This window comes from Vibrio sp. 11-4(1) (genome assembly GCF_013048625.1).
Lineage (GTDB): Bacteria > Pseudomonadota > Gammaproteobacteria > Enterobacterales > Vibrionaceae > Vibrio > Vibrio diabolicus.
Map to the genome: position 1 here is coordinate 319,859 of NZ_VHSY01000005.1, position 18,978 is coordinate 338,836.

General features: G+C 43.6%; 15 protein-coding genes. 6 read left to right on the top strand and 9 right to left on the bottom strand.

From position 1 onward, the window contains the following. Positions 1-200: 200 nt before the first annotated feature. Positions 201-1,112 (bottom strand): LysR family transcriptional regulator, encoded by a 912-nt coding sequence (locus FKN16_RS12380; protein WP_170902812.1) that lies wholly within the window; start codon positions 1,110-1,112, stop codon positions 201-203. A gap of 88 nt (positions 1,113-1,200) precedes the next feature. Between FKN16_RS12380 and catC the strand changes: the two genes are divergently transcribed. Beyond that, a complete protein-coding gene (gene catC, locus FKN16_RS12385) occupies positions 1,201-1,860 on the top strand; it encodes a type C chloramphenicol O-acetyltransferase (protein WP_170902813.1) in 660 nt (219 codons plus the stop codon). A 54-nt stretch (positions 1,861-1,914) separates the two neighbouring features. Here catC and FKN16_RS12390 read toward each other — a convergent pair whose 3' ends face one another. From FKN16_RS12390 to FKN16_RS12405, 4 genes are all read right to left on the bottom strand, one after another. Continuing rightward, positions 1,915-3,594: a FapA family protein gene (locus FKN16_RS12390; protein WP_170902814.1), complete on the bottom strand. Its 1,680-nt coding sequence runs from the start codon at positions 3,592-3,594 to the stop codon at positions 1,915-1,917. A 251-nt stretch (positions 3,595-3,845) separates the two neighbouring features. Beyond that, positions 3,846-5,873: a GNAT family N-acetyltransferase gene (locus tag FKN16_RS12395; RefSeq protein ID WP_170902815.1), complete on the bottom strand. Its 2,028-nt coding sequence runs from the start codon at positions 5,871-5,873 to the stop codon at positions 3,846-3,848. 105 nt (positions 5,874-5,978) lie between these two features. Then, positions 5,979-6,953, bottom strand: a complete 975-nt coding sequence (locus FKN16_RS12400; protein WP_170902816.1) for a ParB/RepB/Spo0J family partition protein — start codon at positions 6,951-6,953, stop codon at positions 5,979-5,981. A 7-nt stretch (positions 6,954-6,960) separates the two neighbouring features. Continuing rightward, the gene (locus tag FKN16_RS12405; protein WP_005374503.1) at positions 6,961-8,178 is read right to left on the bottom strand and encodes an AAA family ATPase; all 1,218 of its coding nucleotides are present in this window, start codon (positions 8,176-8,178) and stop codon (positions 6,961-6,963) included. Positions 8,179-9,418: 1,240 nt separating this feature from the next. Here FKN16_RS12405 and FKN16_RS12410 point away from each other — a divergent pair. Next, positions 9,419-11,389, top strand: coding sequence for a replication initiator protein RctB domain-containing protein (locus FKN16_RS12410; protein ID WP_170902817.1), 1,971 nt, complete (start codon positions 9,419-9,421; stop codon positions 11,387-11,389). A 289-nt stretch (positions 11,390-11,678) separates the two neighbouring features. Here FKN16_RS12410 and FKN16_RS12415 read toward each other — a convergent pair whose 3' ends face one another. The 3 genes from FKN16_RS12415 to FKN16_RS12425 are packed head-to-tail and all read right to left on the bottom strand — an operon-like array spanning position 11,679 to position 13,929. After that, positions 11,679-12,146: a transcriptional regulator gene (locus FKN16_RS12415; RefSeq protein ID WP_170902818.1), complete on the bottom strand. Its 468-nt coding sequence runs from the start codon at positions 12,144-12,146 to the stop codon at positions 11,679-11,681. Beyond that, positions 12,146-13,078 carry an ATP-binding cassette domain-containing protein gene (locus FKN16_RS12420; RefSeq protein ID WP_170902819.1) on the bottom strand — a complete coding sequence of 311 codons (933 nt, stop codon included), beginning with the start codon at positions 13,076-13,078 and terminating at the stop codon, positions 12,146-12,148. The genes FKN16_RS12415 and FKN16_RS12420 overlap by 1 nt, the downstream gene beginning before the upstream one ends. Next, positions 13,075-13,929 (bottom strand): ABC transporter ATP-binding protein, encoded by an 855-nt coding sequence (locus tag FKN16_RS12425; RefSeq protein ID WP_170902820.1) that lies wholly within the window; start codon positions 13,927-13,929, stop codon positions 13,075-13,077. The genes FKN16_RS12420 and FKN16_RS12425 overlap by 4 nt, the downstream gene beginning before the upstream one ends. A gap of 361 nt (positions 13,930-14,290) precedes the next feature. On the opposite strand from FKN16_RS12425, the gene FKN16_RS12430 reads away from it, so the two are divergent. Both FKN16_RS12430 and ribA read left to right on the top strand, forming a co-directional pair. Then, positions 14,291-14,488: a hypothetical protein gene (locus FKN16_RS12430; RefSeq protein ID WP_005392088.1), complete on the top strand. Its 198-nt coding sequence runs from the start codon at positions 14,291-14,293 to the stop codon at positions 14,486-14,488. Positions 14,489-14,769: 281 nt separating this feature from the next. Further along, the gene (ribA, locus tag FKN16_RS12435) at positions 14,770-15,831 is read left to right on the top strand and encodes a GTP cyclohydrolase II (RefSeq protein ID WP_006740907.1); all 1,062 of its coding nucleotides are present in this window, start codon (positions 14,770-14,772) and stop codon (positions 15,829-15,831) included. Positions 15,832-15,903: 72 nt separating this feature from the next. On the opposite strand, the gene FKN16_RS12440 is transcribed toward ribA, so the two are convergent. Further along, positions 15,904-16,659, bottom strand: a complete 756-nt coding sequence (locus FKN16_RS12440) for an ABC transporter substrate-binding protein (protein WP_047009717.1) — start codon at positions 16,657-16,659, stop codon at positions 15,904-15,906. A gap of 68 nt (positions 16,660-16,727) precedes the next feature. Between FKN16_RS12440 and FKN16_RS12445 the strand changes: the two genes are divergently transcribed. Then, the gene (locus FKN16_RS12445) at positions 16,728-18,623 is read left to right on the top strand and encodes an ATP-binding protein (protein ID WP_170902821.1); all 1,896 of its coding nucleotides are present in this window, start codon (positions 16,728-16,730) and stop codon (positions 18,621-18,623) included. 100 nt (positions 18,624-18,723) lie between these two features. Continuing rightward, complete coding sequence (locus FKN16_RS12450) at positions 18,724-18,933, top strand: DUF3283 family protein (RefSeq protein WP_005374484.1); 210 nt, start codon at positions 18,724-18,726, stop codon at positions 18,931-18,933. The last annotated feature ends 45 nt before the right edge of the window (positions 18,934-18,978 follow it).

Consider the following 18,978-nt stretch of genomic DNA (forward strand, 5'->3'; position numbering starts at 1 on the left):
CTTAATGTCAGTTAGCTGAATCCATGAGCTTCTTCTGTGTCCGGTCAGTAGTTATTGCCTTTAATGCTGATTTGAAGAAGCTCACCCTCGTAATATGTTTTCTTCGTTACCTGTTTTGACCAACACGCCTGCATCAGGAAAGCTGGTGACAGTGTTTTCGCATTCCTTTGCTTCCTCTTTTGTTGCTAAGTTTATTGTCGCTATTCGCCGACAGAATATATGTTCCTAAAGTGATCAATGAACGCTCGCGTTCTTCTTGGTAAGTGCTCACGTTTTGGGTAAAGCAGATAAAGCGGCAAAATCGCATCCGTTTGCCATTCTGGCAGCAAACTCACGAGTTGTTCTTTTTGTGCAGGTTCGAGTTTAGCCAGTGCAAATTCATCTAACATGGCTACACCACAGCCAGCCAAAGTAGCATCCAACATGGACTGGACAAGATTAAAACTCAGCGTACTTTCTAACCCAATACTGCACTGCTGCTGAGTTTGCTTATGCGTAAACGTCCATTTATCTAACACCAAGTCACGACTTTTATAAAGGATGTGCTCCAAGTCGCCAAGCTCCTCTGGCGTACTTACATTTGGTTTATCAGCTAAATACGAGCGATGAGCGATCGGTTTACAGTGTAAAGCGCGTAACTGATGGCCGACGTATCCCTCAGGAGGGGTATCGGTAAAGTAGAATGCGATATCAAACCCAGCTTCAATCAAGTCGAGAGGTGTCTCTGTGAAGATCACTTCGACGCTCACTTGTGGATGCTGCAATCGAAAATCGATCAATGTTTGGCTGAGTAACGCGGCTCCAAAAGAAGCGGACGTCGCTATTCTCAATTTTCCCGATACGATCTCGTTTGCCATGACTTGCTCATTGATCTGCTCAGCGCCTTCGAGCAGTTGCTTTACCTGCTGATAAAACCGCAAACCATCGTAGGTCAAATTAAACTGGCGCGTAGTTCGCTGAATCAGCTGCACCGACAATATGTCTTCAAGCTGTTTAAGTTGCCGACTTACATGCGCATTCGAACAATTCAGTCGCTTTGCTGCGCCAGCAATACTTCGCTCCTCGCACAAAGCGACGTAAAGTGGTACGTAGCTGAGCCATTTTATTTCCATACAGTAATTCTGAATCTCTAAAATCAAACTACTGGAAATAATAGAAAGCATCTAAACTCTGTACAACCTAAATTTGAAAGGATGAGTTATGAGTGTTTTCGACACGTGGTTAAAAGGTCAAATCATTAAAGATCACATCACTAATCCCAATATCATCGTTGGCGATTACAGCTATTACTCGGGCTTCTATCATCAAAAAAGCTTCGAAGAGCAAGCAGTACGCTACTTGTTGGGTGACCCCGTCACACTTCAAGAATGGCAAAGTAGAGAACCCGATAGCATCGACAAATTAATCATTGGCAAGTTTTGTTCCATCGCTTCTGGAGCCACCTTCATGATGGCAGGAAATCAAGGTCATCGCATTGACTGGATTTCGACCTTCCCCTTCTCTCCTGAAGAATTTGGAGAAGGCGTACAAGACGGTTTCGAGCGTGCCGGAGATACAGTGGTGGGGAATGATGTTTGGATTGGCAGTGAGGCGATGATCATGCCTGGAGTAAACATCGGCGATGGAGCCGTCATCGGAGCACGCGCCGTAGTGACGAAAGACGTGCAACCTTATTCGGTGGTGGTTGGAAACAACCAAGTCGTACGTCAACGATTTAGCGATAAAGAGATTGAAACTCTACTCAATATCCAATGGTGGAACTGGCCAATAGAACACATTAAACAAGCAATGAAAGTAATGTGTAGCAGCCAAGTTGGTGCGCTTGCGGACTACTATCAAGAGCACATTGTCGATTTGTAGATAAAAAAGCCCACACATCTTGTTGCGACGTGTGGGCTCAGTGAGTAAGAAAGCTTAAACCGCAGCGACGTCCTCTTCTTCCAAGTTCGCCGAGACTTTAATTTCGTATTGATTGAAACGGAACGAACAACCGCCATGAGTGCGCTTTGTCGTTACTTGTTCGTCGCCAAACTGCACCGTCACGCGAGTGAAGACACGCTCTTTGGCTTCGACAATATTTTCTTCTAACGCGACTTCAAAGTCATGTTCCGTTTGTTCTAGCTTTTGCTTTATCGCTTCAAGCTGCTCGTTGTTTTGTGTTTTCATCACATCAATCTGAGCTTGTTCTTCGTCGGTACGTTCGGCTTTAGGACGTTTCTTAAATTCGAGCTCTTTACGAATCACATCCATCGTTCCTTCTTGAGCGCGTTTATATTGATCTTTGAGCTCTGCTAATCGCTCCTTAAATGCAGAATATCGCGCGAACGCTTCTACCTTAGTGGCGGTGTCGCCTTCTACGCCCAATTGTAAACACACCACTTTGTCACCGACTTTTGCATCCCCGCCGCTGAGCGTACCGTTCCTACCGTTCGCATCCAGCACCGTCAGATTGCGCCCACAAAGAATATCGTTATTCATGCTGTGCACCGCCAACTCAATATCTTCGCCGGCTTGCAAATCACAATATTGGGCGTAGCTGGCACGAATCGAACCTTTGGCTTTGACGTGACAGCTCTTTGGCTGACCATCACTCACGGTGTGGCCAATGATCCCTTTACCGACTTGGATGTCGTCTTGTGCTTGTACGTCAGCCGATTCAATGAAGCCGCCTACAGTAATAGAGCCCGTCGCTTTAACAATCATTCCGGATTCAATGTTGCCACCGATAATCACATTCCCTTTGAATTTCACGTGACCTGTATTCACGCCAACGCTATTGAGACAGAGTGCGTTATCAACTTCAATGGTTTTGTCTTTAATTAGAGGCGTACCGGATACCGATGCAATCAATAGGTTTGGGTCGTGCTTGCTTATCTCGGTGCCCTTGCCTGGCTTCATTGGGCTGTCTTTTCCAGCTTGTGGAGGAATCACTCGCCCTTGAACAGTAAAACCTGGCGTACCTTTGGTCGCAGGCGTGCGGCGCATCACCTCATCGCCTACGTCAACCGCGATAGTTTCACCGAGGTTACGTAAATCAATTTTGTCGCTAGCAGATTGGCCGTCTTTGGGTTTGAGGATGCGTTTGGTGATGTCTTTAACGAGAGGAGTAAAAAGAGCGTCTTTGCCTTTGATAGGTTGCTTACCAACCGCTACAGGTTGAGAAAAAGTTTCGCCTGGTTTGAGCTGAGTGCTGACAACCAACACTTTCTTCAAAGCCAGTTTGTTGATGCCTTTCGAAACTCGCGCTTGAGCAAGGGCTTGAACAATCTCGGGGCCACGTAAACCTCGGCCTCCGTACGCGCCGACAACGTTCATACTGGCGAGCATGTCATTATTCGATAATTCAACCTCAACTTGCGCGTTGCGTTTTTCCGCAATGACGATTCCTTCGTAGGCCTCGGCTTTACGTTCTTTGGCGCAGTTAATGAATCTCACGACTTCCCCCTCAACAACAAACATCTTTTCAGCGTTCATTGCGACGAGCTGCTCGTTTAATTCATTTTGATTTAGCTCACCACCGAGGTCCACTTCTCCCGGAAGACAGGCTATCACCTTGGTCTTATCTTCAGATAACTCAAGACACAGCTTCCACATACCCTTACCACTTTGCTTCCCATCAACACTTTCAGTCTACCCAAATCCGTTTTCTGAACAAACCTCGCATTTCTTATTATAAGGCTCACGTCACTAAAGAAAGTAATCCATCAATAACGGTTAAACAGATATTAAGAGAGCATTTCGATTTAACCTAAAGCTCAATCAAAATACACACTGAAATAAAAAGGAGCTGGATTTACAGTGTAAAATCAGCTCCTAATAATTTCATTTACAGTGTAAATCTCACCTTATTGTTTACAGTGTAAATCGTTCCAAATGTGCTTTACTTCGTCCCTTAGCTGCTGCTCAACTTGCTTTCTTCCAGGTAGCCCAAATTGCTGAGCACATTCAGTCCAACTACGGTTAAGAAAAAGCTTACTGATCATCAAGTCGGAAGCGGAGTTCAAACCTAAGTTAAGTAACCACTGCTGAAGCCAAGCAGACACGGACTCATAACTGTTACCACCATCAGCATAGCATTCAATTAGTAATAACTTCGCGGGATGAAGTGGACTCATTCCCAAAGGTTGCGGTAATAGAGCTCGAAAAATTGAGGCTTCTAATTTTGGATAGACGTCAGCCACATTGTTAGACAACATTTCTTCAAATAGCGCCTGAGATTCATCGACCCAAGCCGTTTGTTTGGAATCACAAGCTTTGACCATCAAGACTGAATAACAACCGCTAGCAGCATCGCGCATTGACCCTAAGCGAATTGCACGGAAGTTCGATTGTCGCCAGAAATAGACCAACTCTTCCGTCGCACCGAAACTCGTGGATAAGTAAGCAATGTGTTTAGCCGCCATTTGCTCAAGTTGCTGCAGCATTTTTTGACCGATGCCTCTTCCTTGCAATGCTGGATGAACAGCAATTCTCATGACTCGCAGCGTCGATAGCTTCGCAACATTGGGGAATCCAAGGTGGTTTGCAATCGTAACTGGGGCTAAGTGTCCTTTAGGACGACGCTTACCAAGCTGAATTTCTTCAACCAATTCAGCGTCAAGCCCCCCCTCTTCGACCGCTAATATTACCCCCACAACCGCATTATCTTGCTTAGCAAAATAGAGCTGACTGTTGTCGTCTTGCAAAAGGTGAATCAAATCATTCGGCGAGGTCTGATAATGAGCATTAACCAAAAGAGCGAAGCACTCGCGCAGCAAACTAGGCTGCGATATCAAATCGTCCTTATCGGCTTTAGAAAGGGAAATTGAGTCGACCTGGTTAAGTTGATGGTGCGTTAACTCCGCATCCAACAAAAACGCGTCATAGAGCCATGATTCGAGCGCATCATTCATGCTCCAGCGGATGGGCTGTGTCATGTGCCACGTTTTCATTCCCGAACGCTGTTTCTGAAGCCAATCAACAAATTTAATCGTAAAGCCCCGGCCACAACCTTCATAACCGTGAATAGTCGTAGAAAAAACGAGTCGATGATAATGTTCGGTAATGCTTTTGAGCATAGGAACTGGAATTGCAGCCGCTTCATCGACAAGTAACAAATCACATTCAGGTCGGCTCGATAGAAGTTCGTCAGGAGCAATAAATTGAATGGCTCCCTGCCCTAATTCTAATCTGTCCTTCTTAATACGCTGTGCGTTAGGGAGTAAACGTAAAGCATGTTGGTAAACAGGCTCAACGGCTTTTATAGATGGTGCCGTAATTAAGATTCTAAGTGGCTTCTGCTGTAATAAGTTCGCACACGCAATGCCGAGGGCACTTGTTTTCCCCCGCCCACGATCAGCGGTCAAAATTAATGGTCGCTTTCGATGTCCTGTCACCACCTTTTCAATTAGAGAAATGGCATGTTCTTGTTCCGTGTAGTGGCTTTCTTTTTCTGCTTGCTTGATGTCTGGAGCCGTTGGCAATGGTTTGTCTTGCTCAATAACAACGAGCTTCTCCCATTGTTTGTGCATCCATTGCTGAGCAAAGTTCGTAGGCTGTCGCGGCTCAGTAATGATAATAAGAAGGCCACCGCCAACCAATGAGCCAAGCGCGGCGGTAAAGCTATTTGCGTCAAAACCATTTCGAGCATCAAACAATAGAACGTCACACTCTCTGCCTAACAACATGTGCCCTTGTTTAGGCGAAACACTGTATGCGTTTTCCAAACCAAAATCGCCGACACAAAACCAACGTTGATACATCTGTGTTTTATGGAACTCTGACACCAATGCATCTTGCCAAGAAGACTCGCCTTGAATAACGATGCCGAATCTTTGGAAAGATTGGTGAGCTTGTTGTTGAAGTGATGAAAGGAAATCAGATTGTGTCTGCATTTTGTCTATCCAACGTTGAACTGACGCAATGGTATCACATCTTTAATTTGACGCTTCTCAGATATAAAAAAACCGCCCGGAGGCGGTTGATTCAATCATCTTTTGTTATTGCAGCTTGTTTTGCACAAAGGCAAGAATCTCTTCCATCAAGCTGTCGTCAACTTTCTTCAAGTTCAACGCCAGACTGCTACCTTTTCGGCTGTAGCTTGCTCGACCTTTTACTAAGTCGACTTTTTCGGTCTTCTTGCCAGGTTTTGCTGGTGCAAGCTCAGCAATCCAGTTTTCGATGCTTTCCGTGACTTCTTTTGTCAGACGAGCAACGCCTTGAGCTGTGCTTCGCTGCCATAAAAAGCCTTCGCTAGAGCGACACTTATCTAACAGCTCTTGCTGCTGCTCTGGCGTCAACGTTGAAAACTGTTTGTGCAGTTTCACGATAGTTGGACGACCAAGATCGCCGACATTGGGATACGCTTGAAGCAGTTCTAACGGTAATGCCGCCGCTTTTAAAGCGCCACTTACTAACGCTTCACTACACTGGAACATTTTCGCCAATGCTTTCTGATCTTCAGCTTCACCACTATCTAGTTTAGCCTGCATCTCTTTACCTTTTTCGTACAAAGAGAGCGGCTTGTGAGCATTTGCCACATCAGACAAAAACTTTGCATGGTCAGTATTGATGTTATCAGCAACATAAACCAAAAAATCTTGTTCAGCGAGGATACAAGACATGCGACGACGGCTACCGTCTAGCACTTCAATTTTGCCATCGTCAGTGCGACGACCCACAGCAGGATATTGTTGGCCACGCTCTTTGAGCGTGACTAAAACATCAGATAAAGCATGTTCGTTTAAGAACGATTGCTCACGAGCGTTATCAACAAACACCGTTGTTTCTGTCGCGACTTTCTCTGCAGGAATACGAACAAGTTCAAACTGAACAATGTTTTCACCTGCGACAGCTAGCTCAATCGTTTGAGCTTTTTCTTTTGCCGCGGTTTGCGCCTCTTGTGGAGTCACAACACGACGTTTATTCGTTTTGCCAAATAATTTCGCGTTTAATTCAGACGTTTTCAAAGCCATTTACTTATTACCCCTGATTCAATGACGGCCAATTAGAATGCAGCACACGCTCTAATTCCAGTGCGCTTTTATGAACAGCGTCTTGTGCGGTGGCTAGCGTCTTCTTACCGCCTTCAAAATCGCTTACTGTCAGATCAAATACTGTGCTGTAGGTATCGGCACAGGTTTCAAACGCACGGCTACGCGGGATAGTAGCCATCATAACTTGGTCACCTAGAAGATAGTTCATTTCAGTTAAAACAGAAACTTGCTTCTTATTGTCGTCCTCAAACATGGTTGGCATCAAGCGAACAAACTCAAGACCATTCCAGTCTTCCGGAAACATTTCATATACCGTAGGCAAATGCTGGAAGAAGTTTACTGTTGAAGCCCAGTCCAGACGCTTAGCCGCACAAGGGATTAACAACGCATTTGATGCATACATCGCATTCCATACTAGTGGGTCAACGTGTGGGCCGGTATCAATCATGATGATATCGAAGTCATCAGCAATTTTATCAATCAGTTGCTCTTTTAGCAGACGAACGATATCGAGTGATGGATCTTCAGATAGCGTTTGCCATGCTTCAGCATTAAACATTGCGTCTTCTGGAAACGCTGAAATCGACTTTAAGTTCGGGTATTGCGTTGGCAGCAATACGTTTTTACGCAAAAATTCACTGTCAATTTCTACACCATCAGGCACGTTACCCAACATAATGTCTACAGCAGAATAGATATTGTCATGCTCTGCCATGCTGATTTGTGGGTTGAGGAATAAACGTAGCGAGCCTTGTGGGTCTAAGTCGATTAAACAAATACGGTATCGTTTATCCAAATTTAGCGCTAAACATGCCGCTAAATGGACCGCTGTCATTGATTTACCTGTACCACCCTTCTGGTTCTGCACGTTAATAATCCAAGGTTTGTTACCTGAATTCTTCTTACGCTCATGAAATTTAGGCACTTCAGCCGCATCCATAAGCATATGTGCTTCTTCTAACGTAATTGAATAATGATTCGCGTTATTTTTAGTAAATTGATGGCCAGCCGCTTCCATCTTACCAATCGCGTCATCGAGCTTACGACGAGTTAAACCTGAACGGGTTTCCATCATCGCCTTAGACATTGGTGGGAAATAGTTATCGCTTCGCTCTTCTAAAACAATTTCAATACGGTCAGCTTGAACCTGCTGAGTCAGCTCCGCCAACTCAAGAAGGTTTTCAATCGTTTTTTCTCTTTTCATGCCAAATTCCGTTGGAAGGATTTATGCTTGCAATTGTACAGCAGTAAAGACCAAAAACAACAAAAAGGTGCACGAACATTTTGAATAACCATCACATAAAAAAACAATCAAATCGACGCTTTTATGATTTATGGTAAAAAACATAACTATTTTTAATTAAATAATCTTCGAATAAATGGACACCTTAAACTTAAAAACAAAAGTGTTACGGCGTCACTCATTTACAATGTAAATCAATTTTCTACCGGAACGATTATATTCTTAAGCTAAATTACGGATTATGTTAGACCAACCTAATTTAAACAAAAAATAGAAAGCAATCTTTCAACATGAACGCTAATAACAACCTTGATCATGTATCCGAGCCAAAAAGGGCTGTTCAAGTAATGTTCCTATGGAAGTATGATCAAGGTATGCTTATGATCATGCTTCCATGATAAAACACAAATACGAAAGCATGATCATGGAAAAATAGAGTAGACGAGGGTGTAAACACGCGGATTAAATAAGATCCATCAATCGGAAATATGATCAAGCTATAGAATCTCTCGGAAGCATGAGTTTTTGTCTCTAATTTACGGTTGAATGCAGTCAGAATGGGGGATGGAGAAGAAATTAGTGGATAGAGAAGCCGGAACAATGAAATTGTTCAAGTGACTATGATAAATCTTACTCTTATGATCATGCTTCCTAAGAATAGCCCGAAACCAGGTTTTACTGCGGAATAAGAGCTACTTGGATGCATTTTCATCACATGAGTAATTTATCATCAATATTGTCTCCAGAACGATAGCTATCTCAGCTCTTGATCATCGTTCCGAGTATCAATAACGTCGACAATGCTCAATAAAACCCTAATTAAGATCATTATTAAACACAGCATCTGTGGATAACCTGTAAAAACATCATGATCATCGTTTCAAGACTCTTTTGATCATCTTTTCATAAACTTAATGATCATGCTTACGAGCAAATGTGATCATGCTTTCAGGCTATTGTTGATCATAGTTTCAGAATCAACATGATCATAGTTCCGACATGCATGAAAATAATCACTTTATAGAACATGTACTTAGCGGCAAAACGATAGCCAGATCATTAGATCATATAATCAATTAAGATCAGATTAATCAAAAAGATCAGTTATTTAAAAAACAATCTTTTTTCTTTATTTATGATCTGTTTTTCTTTATTCTTCGGAACCATAGCACAACTACGGCTAGTGTGATCTGGATCTAAAATGACGGCTGATGAAAAAATTCTGATTAAAGCGCCTAGAAGCCATAAGGATGGCCATCTTTTTGAGGTACATGAATCCTCTGCAGATTGGGTAGAGCAGTACCAACATTTCAAAGGGGTGACCAAAAGCATCTTAGAGTTGCTTAATCTGATCTCATTGCGAGGTTTCAGCAGCAAAGATGGATTGGTTTCAACCACAGAGATTGTGGAAGCAACGGACGGACAACTCACTCGTGCAGCTCTGCAACAACGCTTACGTGCAGCAGTAAACATTGGTTTGTTTACTCAAACTCCAGTGCGGTTTGAAGAAGGACTTGCTGGTAAGACGATGTTACATAAGTTTGTTAATCCTAATCAGCTTATTTCAGTGTTGGGTGCAACAAGTCTTGTTACAGACAAAGTACGCCAAAACGAAAAGCAAAAACGTTCAAAAGCATTGGCTCAGACCCAAGTGAACAAGCGTTTGTTGAATGAACATGGGTTGAATACCCCTCCAACGATGAAAGATGAAGCCGATCAATTTGTCGTGTCTCCAACGAATTGGGCTGGGATCATTGACCAAGCACTTGCACCACCAAGAACTCGAAAAAGTTATCAGAAATCCATGGTGTCGATCTCTGGTACCAAAGCGGTTATTGAAACGCGATCATCCAAAAATATCATGACTGTGGATGATCTGATGACCTTGTTTGCTCTGTTCACATTGACCGTGCAATACCATGATCATCACAAAGATCAGTATCAACTCGACGCAGCACACGTGCCGAACAAGACGCCGTTATACATTACTGATATTTTGTCGCTTCGAGGCAAAAAAGACAGTGGTCCAGCACGTGATTCTATTCGCGACAGCATTGATCGTATTGAGTTTACCGATTTCCAGCTGCATGAACTTACTGGTCGTTGGCTAAGTGAAAACATGCCAGAAGGATTCAAAAGTGATCGTTTTCGTTTTCTTGCTCGAACCATCACTGCGTCTGAAGAAGCGCCTGTAGAGGGAAGCGATGGTGAAATTCGTATCAAGCCAAACTTGTACATTTTGGTTTGGGAGCCTTCGTTTTATGAAGAACTATTAACGCGTGATTATTTCTTCTTGTTCCCACCAGAGATCTTGAAGCAACATACTTTGGTATTCCAACTGTATTCTTTCTTCCGTAGCCGCATGGTGCGTCGTCATACTGACTGCATGCTGCTGAGTGAATTAAACCAGAAGCTGGCACGCAACATCGAATGGCGACGATTCTCGATGGATTTGATCCGAGAGCTGAAGCGTTTATCGGATGGTAAGGGAACGGATGAGCTGTTTGTCGTGAATTTGTGGGGTTATCACCTGACGATCGAAACTATGATCGAGAATGACAAAGTGATGGACTACCAGATCGATATTAAATGCGATGTGGAAGAAGTCTTACGTTATTCACGTGCGCGAACAACCAACGCAGGAAAGCGTAACATGGCGCCTACGCTGCCAAACCCACTTCGTAATGAGATGGTTACCCGACAACAGCTTGAAGAGCTTTCAGGCATCATAGACGGCGAATTTGAGCCTATCCAACGCAAAGCGCCATCTCCAAGAGGGAATTTAGGCCGCCGCGTGAAGCAAAGAAAACACCTGGTAGAGATCAATGCAGACGAGATCACCATTACTTTATCTAAATATACCTCACCAGAGGCTCTAGAACGCAGTATAACGGCTTTATCTGCGATGACAGGGCACTCGTATGCCTCAATCAAAGAAGAGTGCTCTGATTACATAGAGAAGCTTGATTGGCTAAGGGTAGGGGAAGAGCCAATTCCTTATGAGACATTAAGCAAAACCGTCGAGCTGTTTAACACTCAAAATGATATCAAGCATCTTACCATTGAGCGCTTGATTGCTGGATTAGCGGTACGTCGGAAGGTGTGCCGTCAAATCTTCGATGGCCACATGGATGAAATGGTATTCCGCGCTCTGGATGAAATGGCGATTTAAAAGCGTTGCTTGATACACATCAAGCAATAGGCGTGGCGTATTGATTTGAAATGTAACAATGTCTTTCGATGATAAAAAACAGACTTAACTCTAACAAATCACTGACATTAGGAGCCAAGCCTGAGACTACTATTTATCACGAATAGACAACCTTTTGTCCTTTCTGATGATTAATAGATTGGCTCATATTGTTACATTCATTCTGAATAGACTTCGCGAGTTTCTCCTCAGGAAACTCGCTTTTTTTTACCTCAAATTCCTCAAAGTAAGCCTTGATCATTTTTCCAGATTAATGAGATAAACCTTGATCATGCTTCTTGTCTTCATTCCAATGTAAAGAACGCATCAAAGCAACATGCGACTCGATCAAGTTATGTGCTTGTTGTTGCAACTCATTTTGATCACATTGCTGATTACAAAACTCTAACGCTAAAACGGTAAGGTGCTGAAGTCGCTTTAAACACCAATCTTTGATCAGAATATCGGTCGATACCTGACATGCCGCTTGCTCAAGCTTTGCGCTCGTGTAAAGCAAGGTTTGATACGCTTTTTGAGGATCTTGGTACCTAGCATGTTGAAACACACGTAAACAACCGTCTAGCCAGCAAGCAATCGCTTTGCTTTGAACTTCGTTCAGTTCTGGGCCAAACACGCCGTCGGGCGCTTGATATAAGATCGCTTCCAGGTTTTCAACTTGATCATGCTTCCGATGTTCATACCACATGGCGATCTGATCTTGCCAAGTCCTCAATTCCATTACGCAGCCTCAGTCCAGTGTTTTACATAGTGATTGGGTCCTATTTGATCAAATTCGTCGACAATGATGCTGCTACGACTACGAATTTCATCGGCATCTATCGAATAGTTTGGCTCACTTTTCACTAAGTTACCAAAAGGAAGATCTGGATCGGGAACGGCTGAAATCAATAGTTTGGTGTACGGGTGCTGCGGATTCTTCAGTATTGAGTGTGTATCACCCCATTCAACGATTTGCCCTTTGTACATCACAGCTGTTTCTTCCGCGATGTAGTGTGCGGTCGCCAAATCATGAGTAATGTACAAAAAGCCGATTCCTAGCTCTTGCTTCATGCGCTGCATTAGATTCAGTACCCCGAGGCGAATGGAGACATCCAGCATCGATGTTGGCTCATCCGCAAGAATGATTTGCGAACCGACGGCGAGAGCACGTGCTAAGTTTACTCGCTGACGTTGTCCACCACTAAGCTCGTGAGGAAACTTATTTAATGTCTCTTCAGGTAGTTCCACCAGCTTTAAAAGCGCTTCCAAGCGGGCAGGAATGTCACGCTCGCTTTTGATTTGCTTATGAATCTTTAAAGGGCGTGTTAGATGATGGCGAATGGTATGAGTTGGATTGAGTGAACCAAACGGATCTTGAAACACCATTTGTACTTTACTGCGATACTCTTGGAGCGCTGAACGTGACGTAATCTCATTGATATTAGTGCCATTGAAAAGGATCTCGCCTTCTGTTGCCGGATAGACTTTAGTGATCAAGCGAGCACACGTACTTTTACCGCAGCCTGATTCTCCAACCAAAGCCAGCGTTTTTCCTGCATACAGATCAAAACTCACTCCTTGGAGGGCACGGAAGGTTTCCTCTTTCGCTAAACCACCGCCTACTCTGAATTCTTTAATCACGTTTTTCATTTGGATGATAGGCTGATTCATGATTGCGCTCCTAGTCGCTCTGGTTGTTTGTGGACGTCGTGGATGTTTGGAAAAGAAGCCCATAGCTTTTGTGTGTAGGGATGTTGAGGATTATTGCGAATTTCGTATGCCTGATTGACTTCGACGATTTCTCCATGCCGCATGATGGCAATGCGATCACACAATTGGCTCATCAGCGCCAAGTCGTGCGTAATAAAGAGTACTGAGAAGCCGAACTCATCTCTAAGCTGATAGATTTGCTGTAAAATCTCCCTTTGTACCACCACATCTAAAGCGGTTGTAGGCTCATCCATAATGATCAGCTTAGGGTTCAAAGACAAAGCAATGGCAATCACCAAGCGCTGACGCATTCCACCTGAAAATTGGTGAGGGTATTCCGTTAACCGTTCTCGTGGAATATTGACCAAGTCCAATAGTTTTTCTGCTCGATCCTTCGCTTGAGCGTTGGTGAGTCCTTGGTGATGACGCAATACATCTGCGAATTGCTCTTGGATCGTTAAGACAGGGTTGAGTGAGTTCATCGCGCTTTGAAACACCATGGCGATTTCACTCCACCTCAGAGCGGTTATCTCAGAATCTGAGAGGCTAAGAATATCTTTGCCATCAAACAATATTTTACCGCCAGAAATGAACGCTGGCGGCTTATGGAGACGATTGATCGAGAATGCGATCGTGCTTTTGCCACATCCCGATTCACCAGCAAGTCCAAATACTTCTCCTTTGCCGATATCGAAGCTGACGGATTTTACCGCATTGAAATCACCATTATCGGTGATGTAATCGACGCATAAATCTCGGATCTGGATGACCGGATTATTGTGGTATGCATGATTTAAGTTAATACCATCCATATAAACACCTTACCAATGTAAAAGATAATTATTATCATTATCAGGTGTGTTGGTTTTTAGGAAGTGGCAAGCGGTGAATCAGTGAAGTGACTCGAAAGTTAGGCGAAATAAAAAGTGGTATCTGGCGTTGTTAATGAAGTCAAGGAAGACGAGAATTGAGAGCTGGATCAGCACACTTTTCTTAGGGGGAATTATTCAAATCTAATCGTAAATTTGCCCCTTGGCAAAACTTAAATGATGGATCTATTAAGGAGTTAACGAAAGGGCGGGAGGGGTCACATTTCCCTACAGTTTTTCTTACCACCTCGTTCCTGTTTTGCTATAGATTACGCATCGAAAACATGGTGTGTTCGGAGGAAATATGTCCATTAATTCTATCGACCATGACGAGATGACCAACATCGCTCACAAATGGGAATTACCTGATGAAGAAGCCGTTGTGAAGCCTGAGAAAACAGTGAAATCAGCAGAAGCCAGAAGACGCATTGAAGCGCTACGTGAAATCCGTGAAAGTGGATTGACCATTGAAGAAGCAAGGGAGCTTGGCTTGATACACTGATTGCTCTAGTTTGGTATAGCAATCCATAGGGTAGTCGTCGGACTGCCCTTTTTATTTTTCCTTCCATTTTAGTCATAGCGTCTCACTACAACGTCTCACATCTCTTTATTTTTCTTATCCAAACGTTCTAATTCACCTCTCTTTCACCCAAAAAGTTCTAGATCCAAACTCATTTTCATCTGTGTAGAAGTTTGACAATCTTGCCTAGCGTTACTAAAAGATATATCAATAGCGATATGCTTTTTGTTGATTATCGCGACCACAAAGCAAGGAGCGCGAGTATGGTTGACCAAATCCTTTTTTATGAGCCCGATGAGCCCCACGGTTTTCTTTCCAATTTTTGCCATGCCCCAGTCAATATATCCTCCCAAACTTGGCCCACCAGCGAACATTATTATCAAGCCCAAAAGTTCCTCGATGCGCAGTTACAAAGCAAAATTCAACACGCGAGCACTCCCGATGAAGCATTCGCCTTAAGCCGAAAGTACGAACATTTCGTCAGAAGTGACTGGGAGGATATGAAGTTGGCCGTTATGGCTTTCATCGTTAGAGAAAAGTTTCTGCAAAATCCACCTTTAGCGCAGCAGTTAATGAGAACGGGTAACGCTTGTCTTACAGAGCATTCTCACAAAGATGCCTTTTGGGGGGATGGGGGAGACGGTAAAGGAGAAAATCATTTAGGAGAAATTCTGATGAACGTTCGGGCTGAGCTGAGACATGTCGAGCCCTACAATCTCGTGAAGTTCATCGATAAAGCCAAATTGCCAACCCAATGGGGCACATTTATGATGTATGGCTTCGTTGAAACTGCCACGAACAAAGAGCATCTTGCCCTCGTGTATGGGGAGCCTGCAAACAGCGCTGCACCGCTTATTCGGTTGCATTCGGAGTGTCTTACTGGCGATGCCTTGTTTAGTACACGTTGCGACTGTGGTTTTCAGCTCAACAGGGCGCTACAAAATATTGTCGAAGAGGGATGTGGTGTACTGCTTTATTTGCGTCAAGAAGGACGTGGTATTGGCTTGATTAATAAAATTCGAGCTTATCACCTCCAGGACGATGGCGCCGATACTGTAGAAGCCAATGAACGTTTGGGCTTTGCTGCCGATATGCGTGATTACGCATTCTGTAAAGGGATGTTAGAGCATTTGGGCATTGATGCGGTGCGACTAATGACGAACAACCCACGTAAGCTGGCTGCGTTAAAAGCGGTTGATATCAACGTCATTGAGCGTGTGCCCTTGCAAGAAGGTAATAATCCGAGCAATCAACACTACTTGCAAACTAAGGCGAGTAAATTAGGGCACATGTTTGATCCTAAGTTTGTCAATCACACCAAGTAAAGCATCATCTATGTCATCAATAGATGAAAACGCCATCGATACTATCGTTGGCGTTTTCATTCGTTAGGCCATTTATTGATATCTTTGAATGATCTCATCAATTTCGCCCGATGTTTTTAACTCAACCAAACGTGTATTGATGTAGTCCTGAGTTTCTGGCTGCATTTGGGGCGAAAAGGCCAAATAGATTGAGTAGTCGGGGATAACTGAACTGAAAGGTTGGATCTGAAAATCCTCAAGTGGCAAATTGAGGCGTTTTAAGTTGTACATAACGCGCGATTCCATTTCGACGAAGGCTGTATCTCCTGGTGTTCGGGTTACTACTCGATATGCAGCCTCATAATCTTTCACTCGCATTTCATTCACACTACCATCCTCAAAGAATGGGATTAAATTCGGATAATCAAAACCGAGTAGCAATACGATAGATCGGCCATGCATGGTGTCCATATTCTTGAACTCTAACGGTTTCTCACTACTAGAGACCAATACATGTTTTACAGTGTAAATGGGCTCTTCAGACAAATTTTCTGATTGCACCTTGCCCCAATTTGGGCTGCCGTAAGTTAGCCAGTTTGGTTCGCCACCTTCTTCTAATATGGAAATCATTCGTTTAAACGGATAAGTGTGATAATTCACCTGATAATCCGATTCAGCGAAAATGGCACTGACGATGTCAGTCACAATCCCGGAATGCATTTGCCCCTGTTGTTCTATTTGAAATGGCCTTGCTTGGTCGGCGATAACGTAATAGTTCACTTCAGCGGCAGTAGCATAAGTTCCTATCGCAATAAAACTAAAAGCCAATCTAAGTAGAAGTCTTTTCATCGTATCCTCGATTATTATTTACGCGTGGCTATATTTAGAGTAGCGCAAGTTTATCGGAGCGATTTCATATGGATGAAAAAGAGCGATCTCAACGTCGATTTAGTATCGGTAACCAACTTATGTTGGCGGTGCTAACGTTGAGTTTAATCTTTACCGTCATTATTTCCGCTGTGAGTTTATATCGAGTTTTTAACGAAGATGTAGCCCATTTGCACGTCGAGCTAAAGCAGGTCGAATCCAGTTACTTATCGAGCTTTTCTGCCAGCTTATGGGTGGAGGATAGGGAGCTGTTACTCACTCAGGCAGAGGGCGCAATGCGCATGCCCTCTGTGGATTATTTACGTATCGCTAATGAAGATGAAGTTATCGTCGAACTGGGCACCGCACTTTCTGAGGATGTCGTAGAAAGAAGTTGGCCGATGCAATATCGTGTTGGTGATAAAACCTATGATCTGGCGACATTGACTGTTCAGGCGGATCTGAGCTCGATTTATGAAGATCTTTGGCAACAATTTTTTTTCTTGCTCACGACAGAAGCGATCAAGATCCTATTGCTCATAATTGGCGTGCTTTGGGTCGCCTTCCGCCTCTTGGTCAACCCTCTCCAACTGCTTTCTGGCGCAGTGAGCGATTTTAGTGGCGGGAAGGTCCCAAGCAAAGTTACGCTCCCAAAGCGTTGGTGTTTTGATGAAGTGAGCGTGTTGGCGGAGAAATACAACCGAAGCGTTGAGAAGGTCCGTGAGCATCAGACTGAACTTGAAGAAGAAAGAGATAGAGCGGAAGTCGCCAACCGCAAAAAAAGTGAATTTCTTGCCACCATGAGCCATGAAATTCGAACACCGATGAATGGCATTATTGGTGTCGCTTCATTACTGGGTGACACCAAACTCGATCCTCAGCAAAAAGAGTTTGTAGAGATCATCGATAGTTCTTCTCACTCTTTAATGACGATCATCGACGATATTCTCGACTTTTCTAAAGTCGAAGCAGGTAAAGTCGAATTAGAAAATGCGAGTTATGATCTGCGCCGTATTTTGGATGATGTGATCAGCTTACATACCGTCAAAGCCAAGCAGAAGAATCTGCAATTGCTTAGCGATATTGATCCTCACTTGCCAGCGGAAGTGCAAGGTGATGCTGCACGCTTAAAACAGGTATTGAACAATTTGTTGAGCAACGCGATCAAATTTACTGATCGTGGTCATGTGAAGCTTCTTGTTGAGTTAACACGTCAAGAGCATGATGTCGCCATGATTCGATTTCGCGTCGTTGATTCTGGCATTGGTATTGCGAAAGAGAACCAACAAGTGATCTTCGAACGTTTCCAACAAGCCGATGGCAGTACAACCAGAAAGTACGGTGGTACCGGCCTTGGTTTGGCGATTGGTGCTCAGTTGGTGAACTTAATGGGAGGAGAAATCCAACTGACAAGTGAGTTGGGGCTCGGTAGTTGTTTTGAGTTTTCGATTCCAGTTGTAGTAAAAGCGCGGTCTACCTACACGGAACGACCTAATGTTTTGACGTTTCCAAAAGTTGAAGATAATGAAACCAGCCTCCAGCATGACAATCAACCTTGGGTATTGATTGTTGAAGATACCATCGTAAACCAGAAAGTCGTCCGTATTATGTTGGAAAAGCTCGGCGTTCGAGTGAGCGTCGCAAATCATGGTGAAGAAGCGCTTCAGCTATGTGAGAAGCAAGCTTTTGACTTGGTGTTTATGGATTGCCAAATGCCAGTGATGGATGGCTTCATTACTACTGAGCATATTCGACAAATGGGAGAGTGGGGGAAACACGTTCCCATTATTGCGTTGAGTGCCAATGTTATTAAAGAAGATCAACAACATTGCTTTGACGTCGGTATGAATGAGTTTGTCGCCAAACCTGTGACCAAAGATCGGTTGCATCAAATATTCGAGCAGTTTTTACCAAAAGCGCTGAAAATCAGTGCGGGTCCCAAATAGTTAACTTGAAATTGATCAAGTTAAGTGCGTTTCTATTCTGCAATTGTAACTCTGTATGCTATAGTGCGCGGCTAGTATTTAAAGTACCTTGAGGCTGTAAATGTCGTTCAATCTATCCCTATTGCCGCCTGATGAAAAAAACAAAATCGAACTGGATAAACAAGCGTCGTTTTTGGTTTGGAAGCTCAGAGAGGCCAAATCTGGTCCTGAAGCAATAGAAGAACAGTTGTCCAAGATTAACGATGCTGATGAAAAAGCGTTTTTTCAGCAATCGGTCGAAAAGTACAAACGAGTAATGGGTGTCGCTTAACGCGAATCGTGACAACGGTATAAAACTATGTGGCGAATGAGGTAA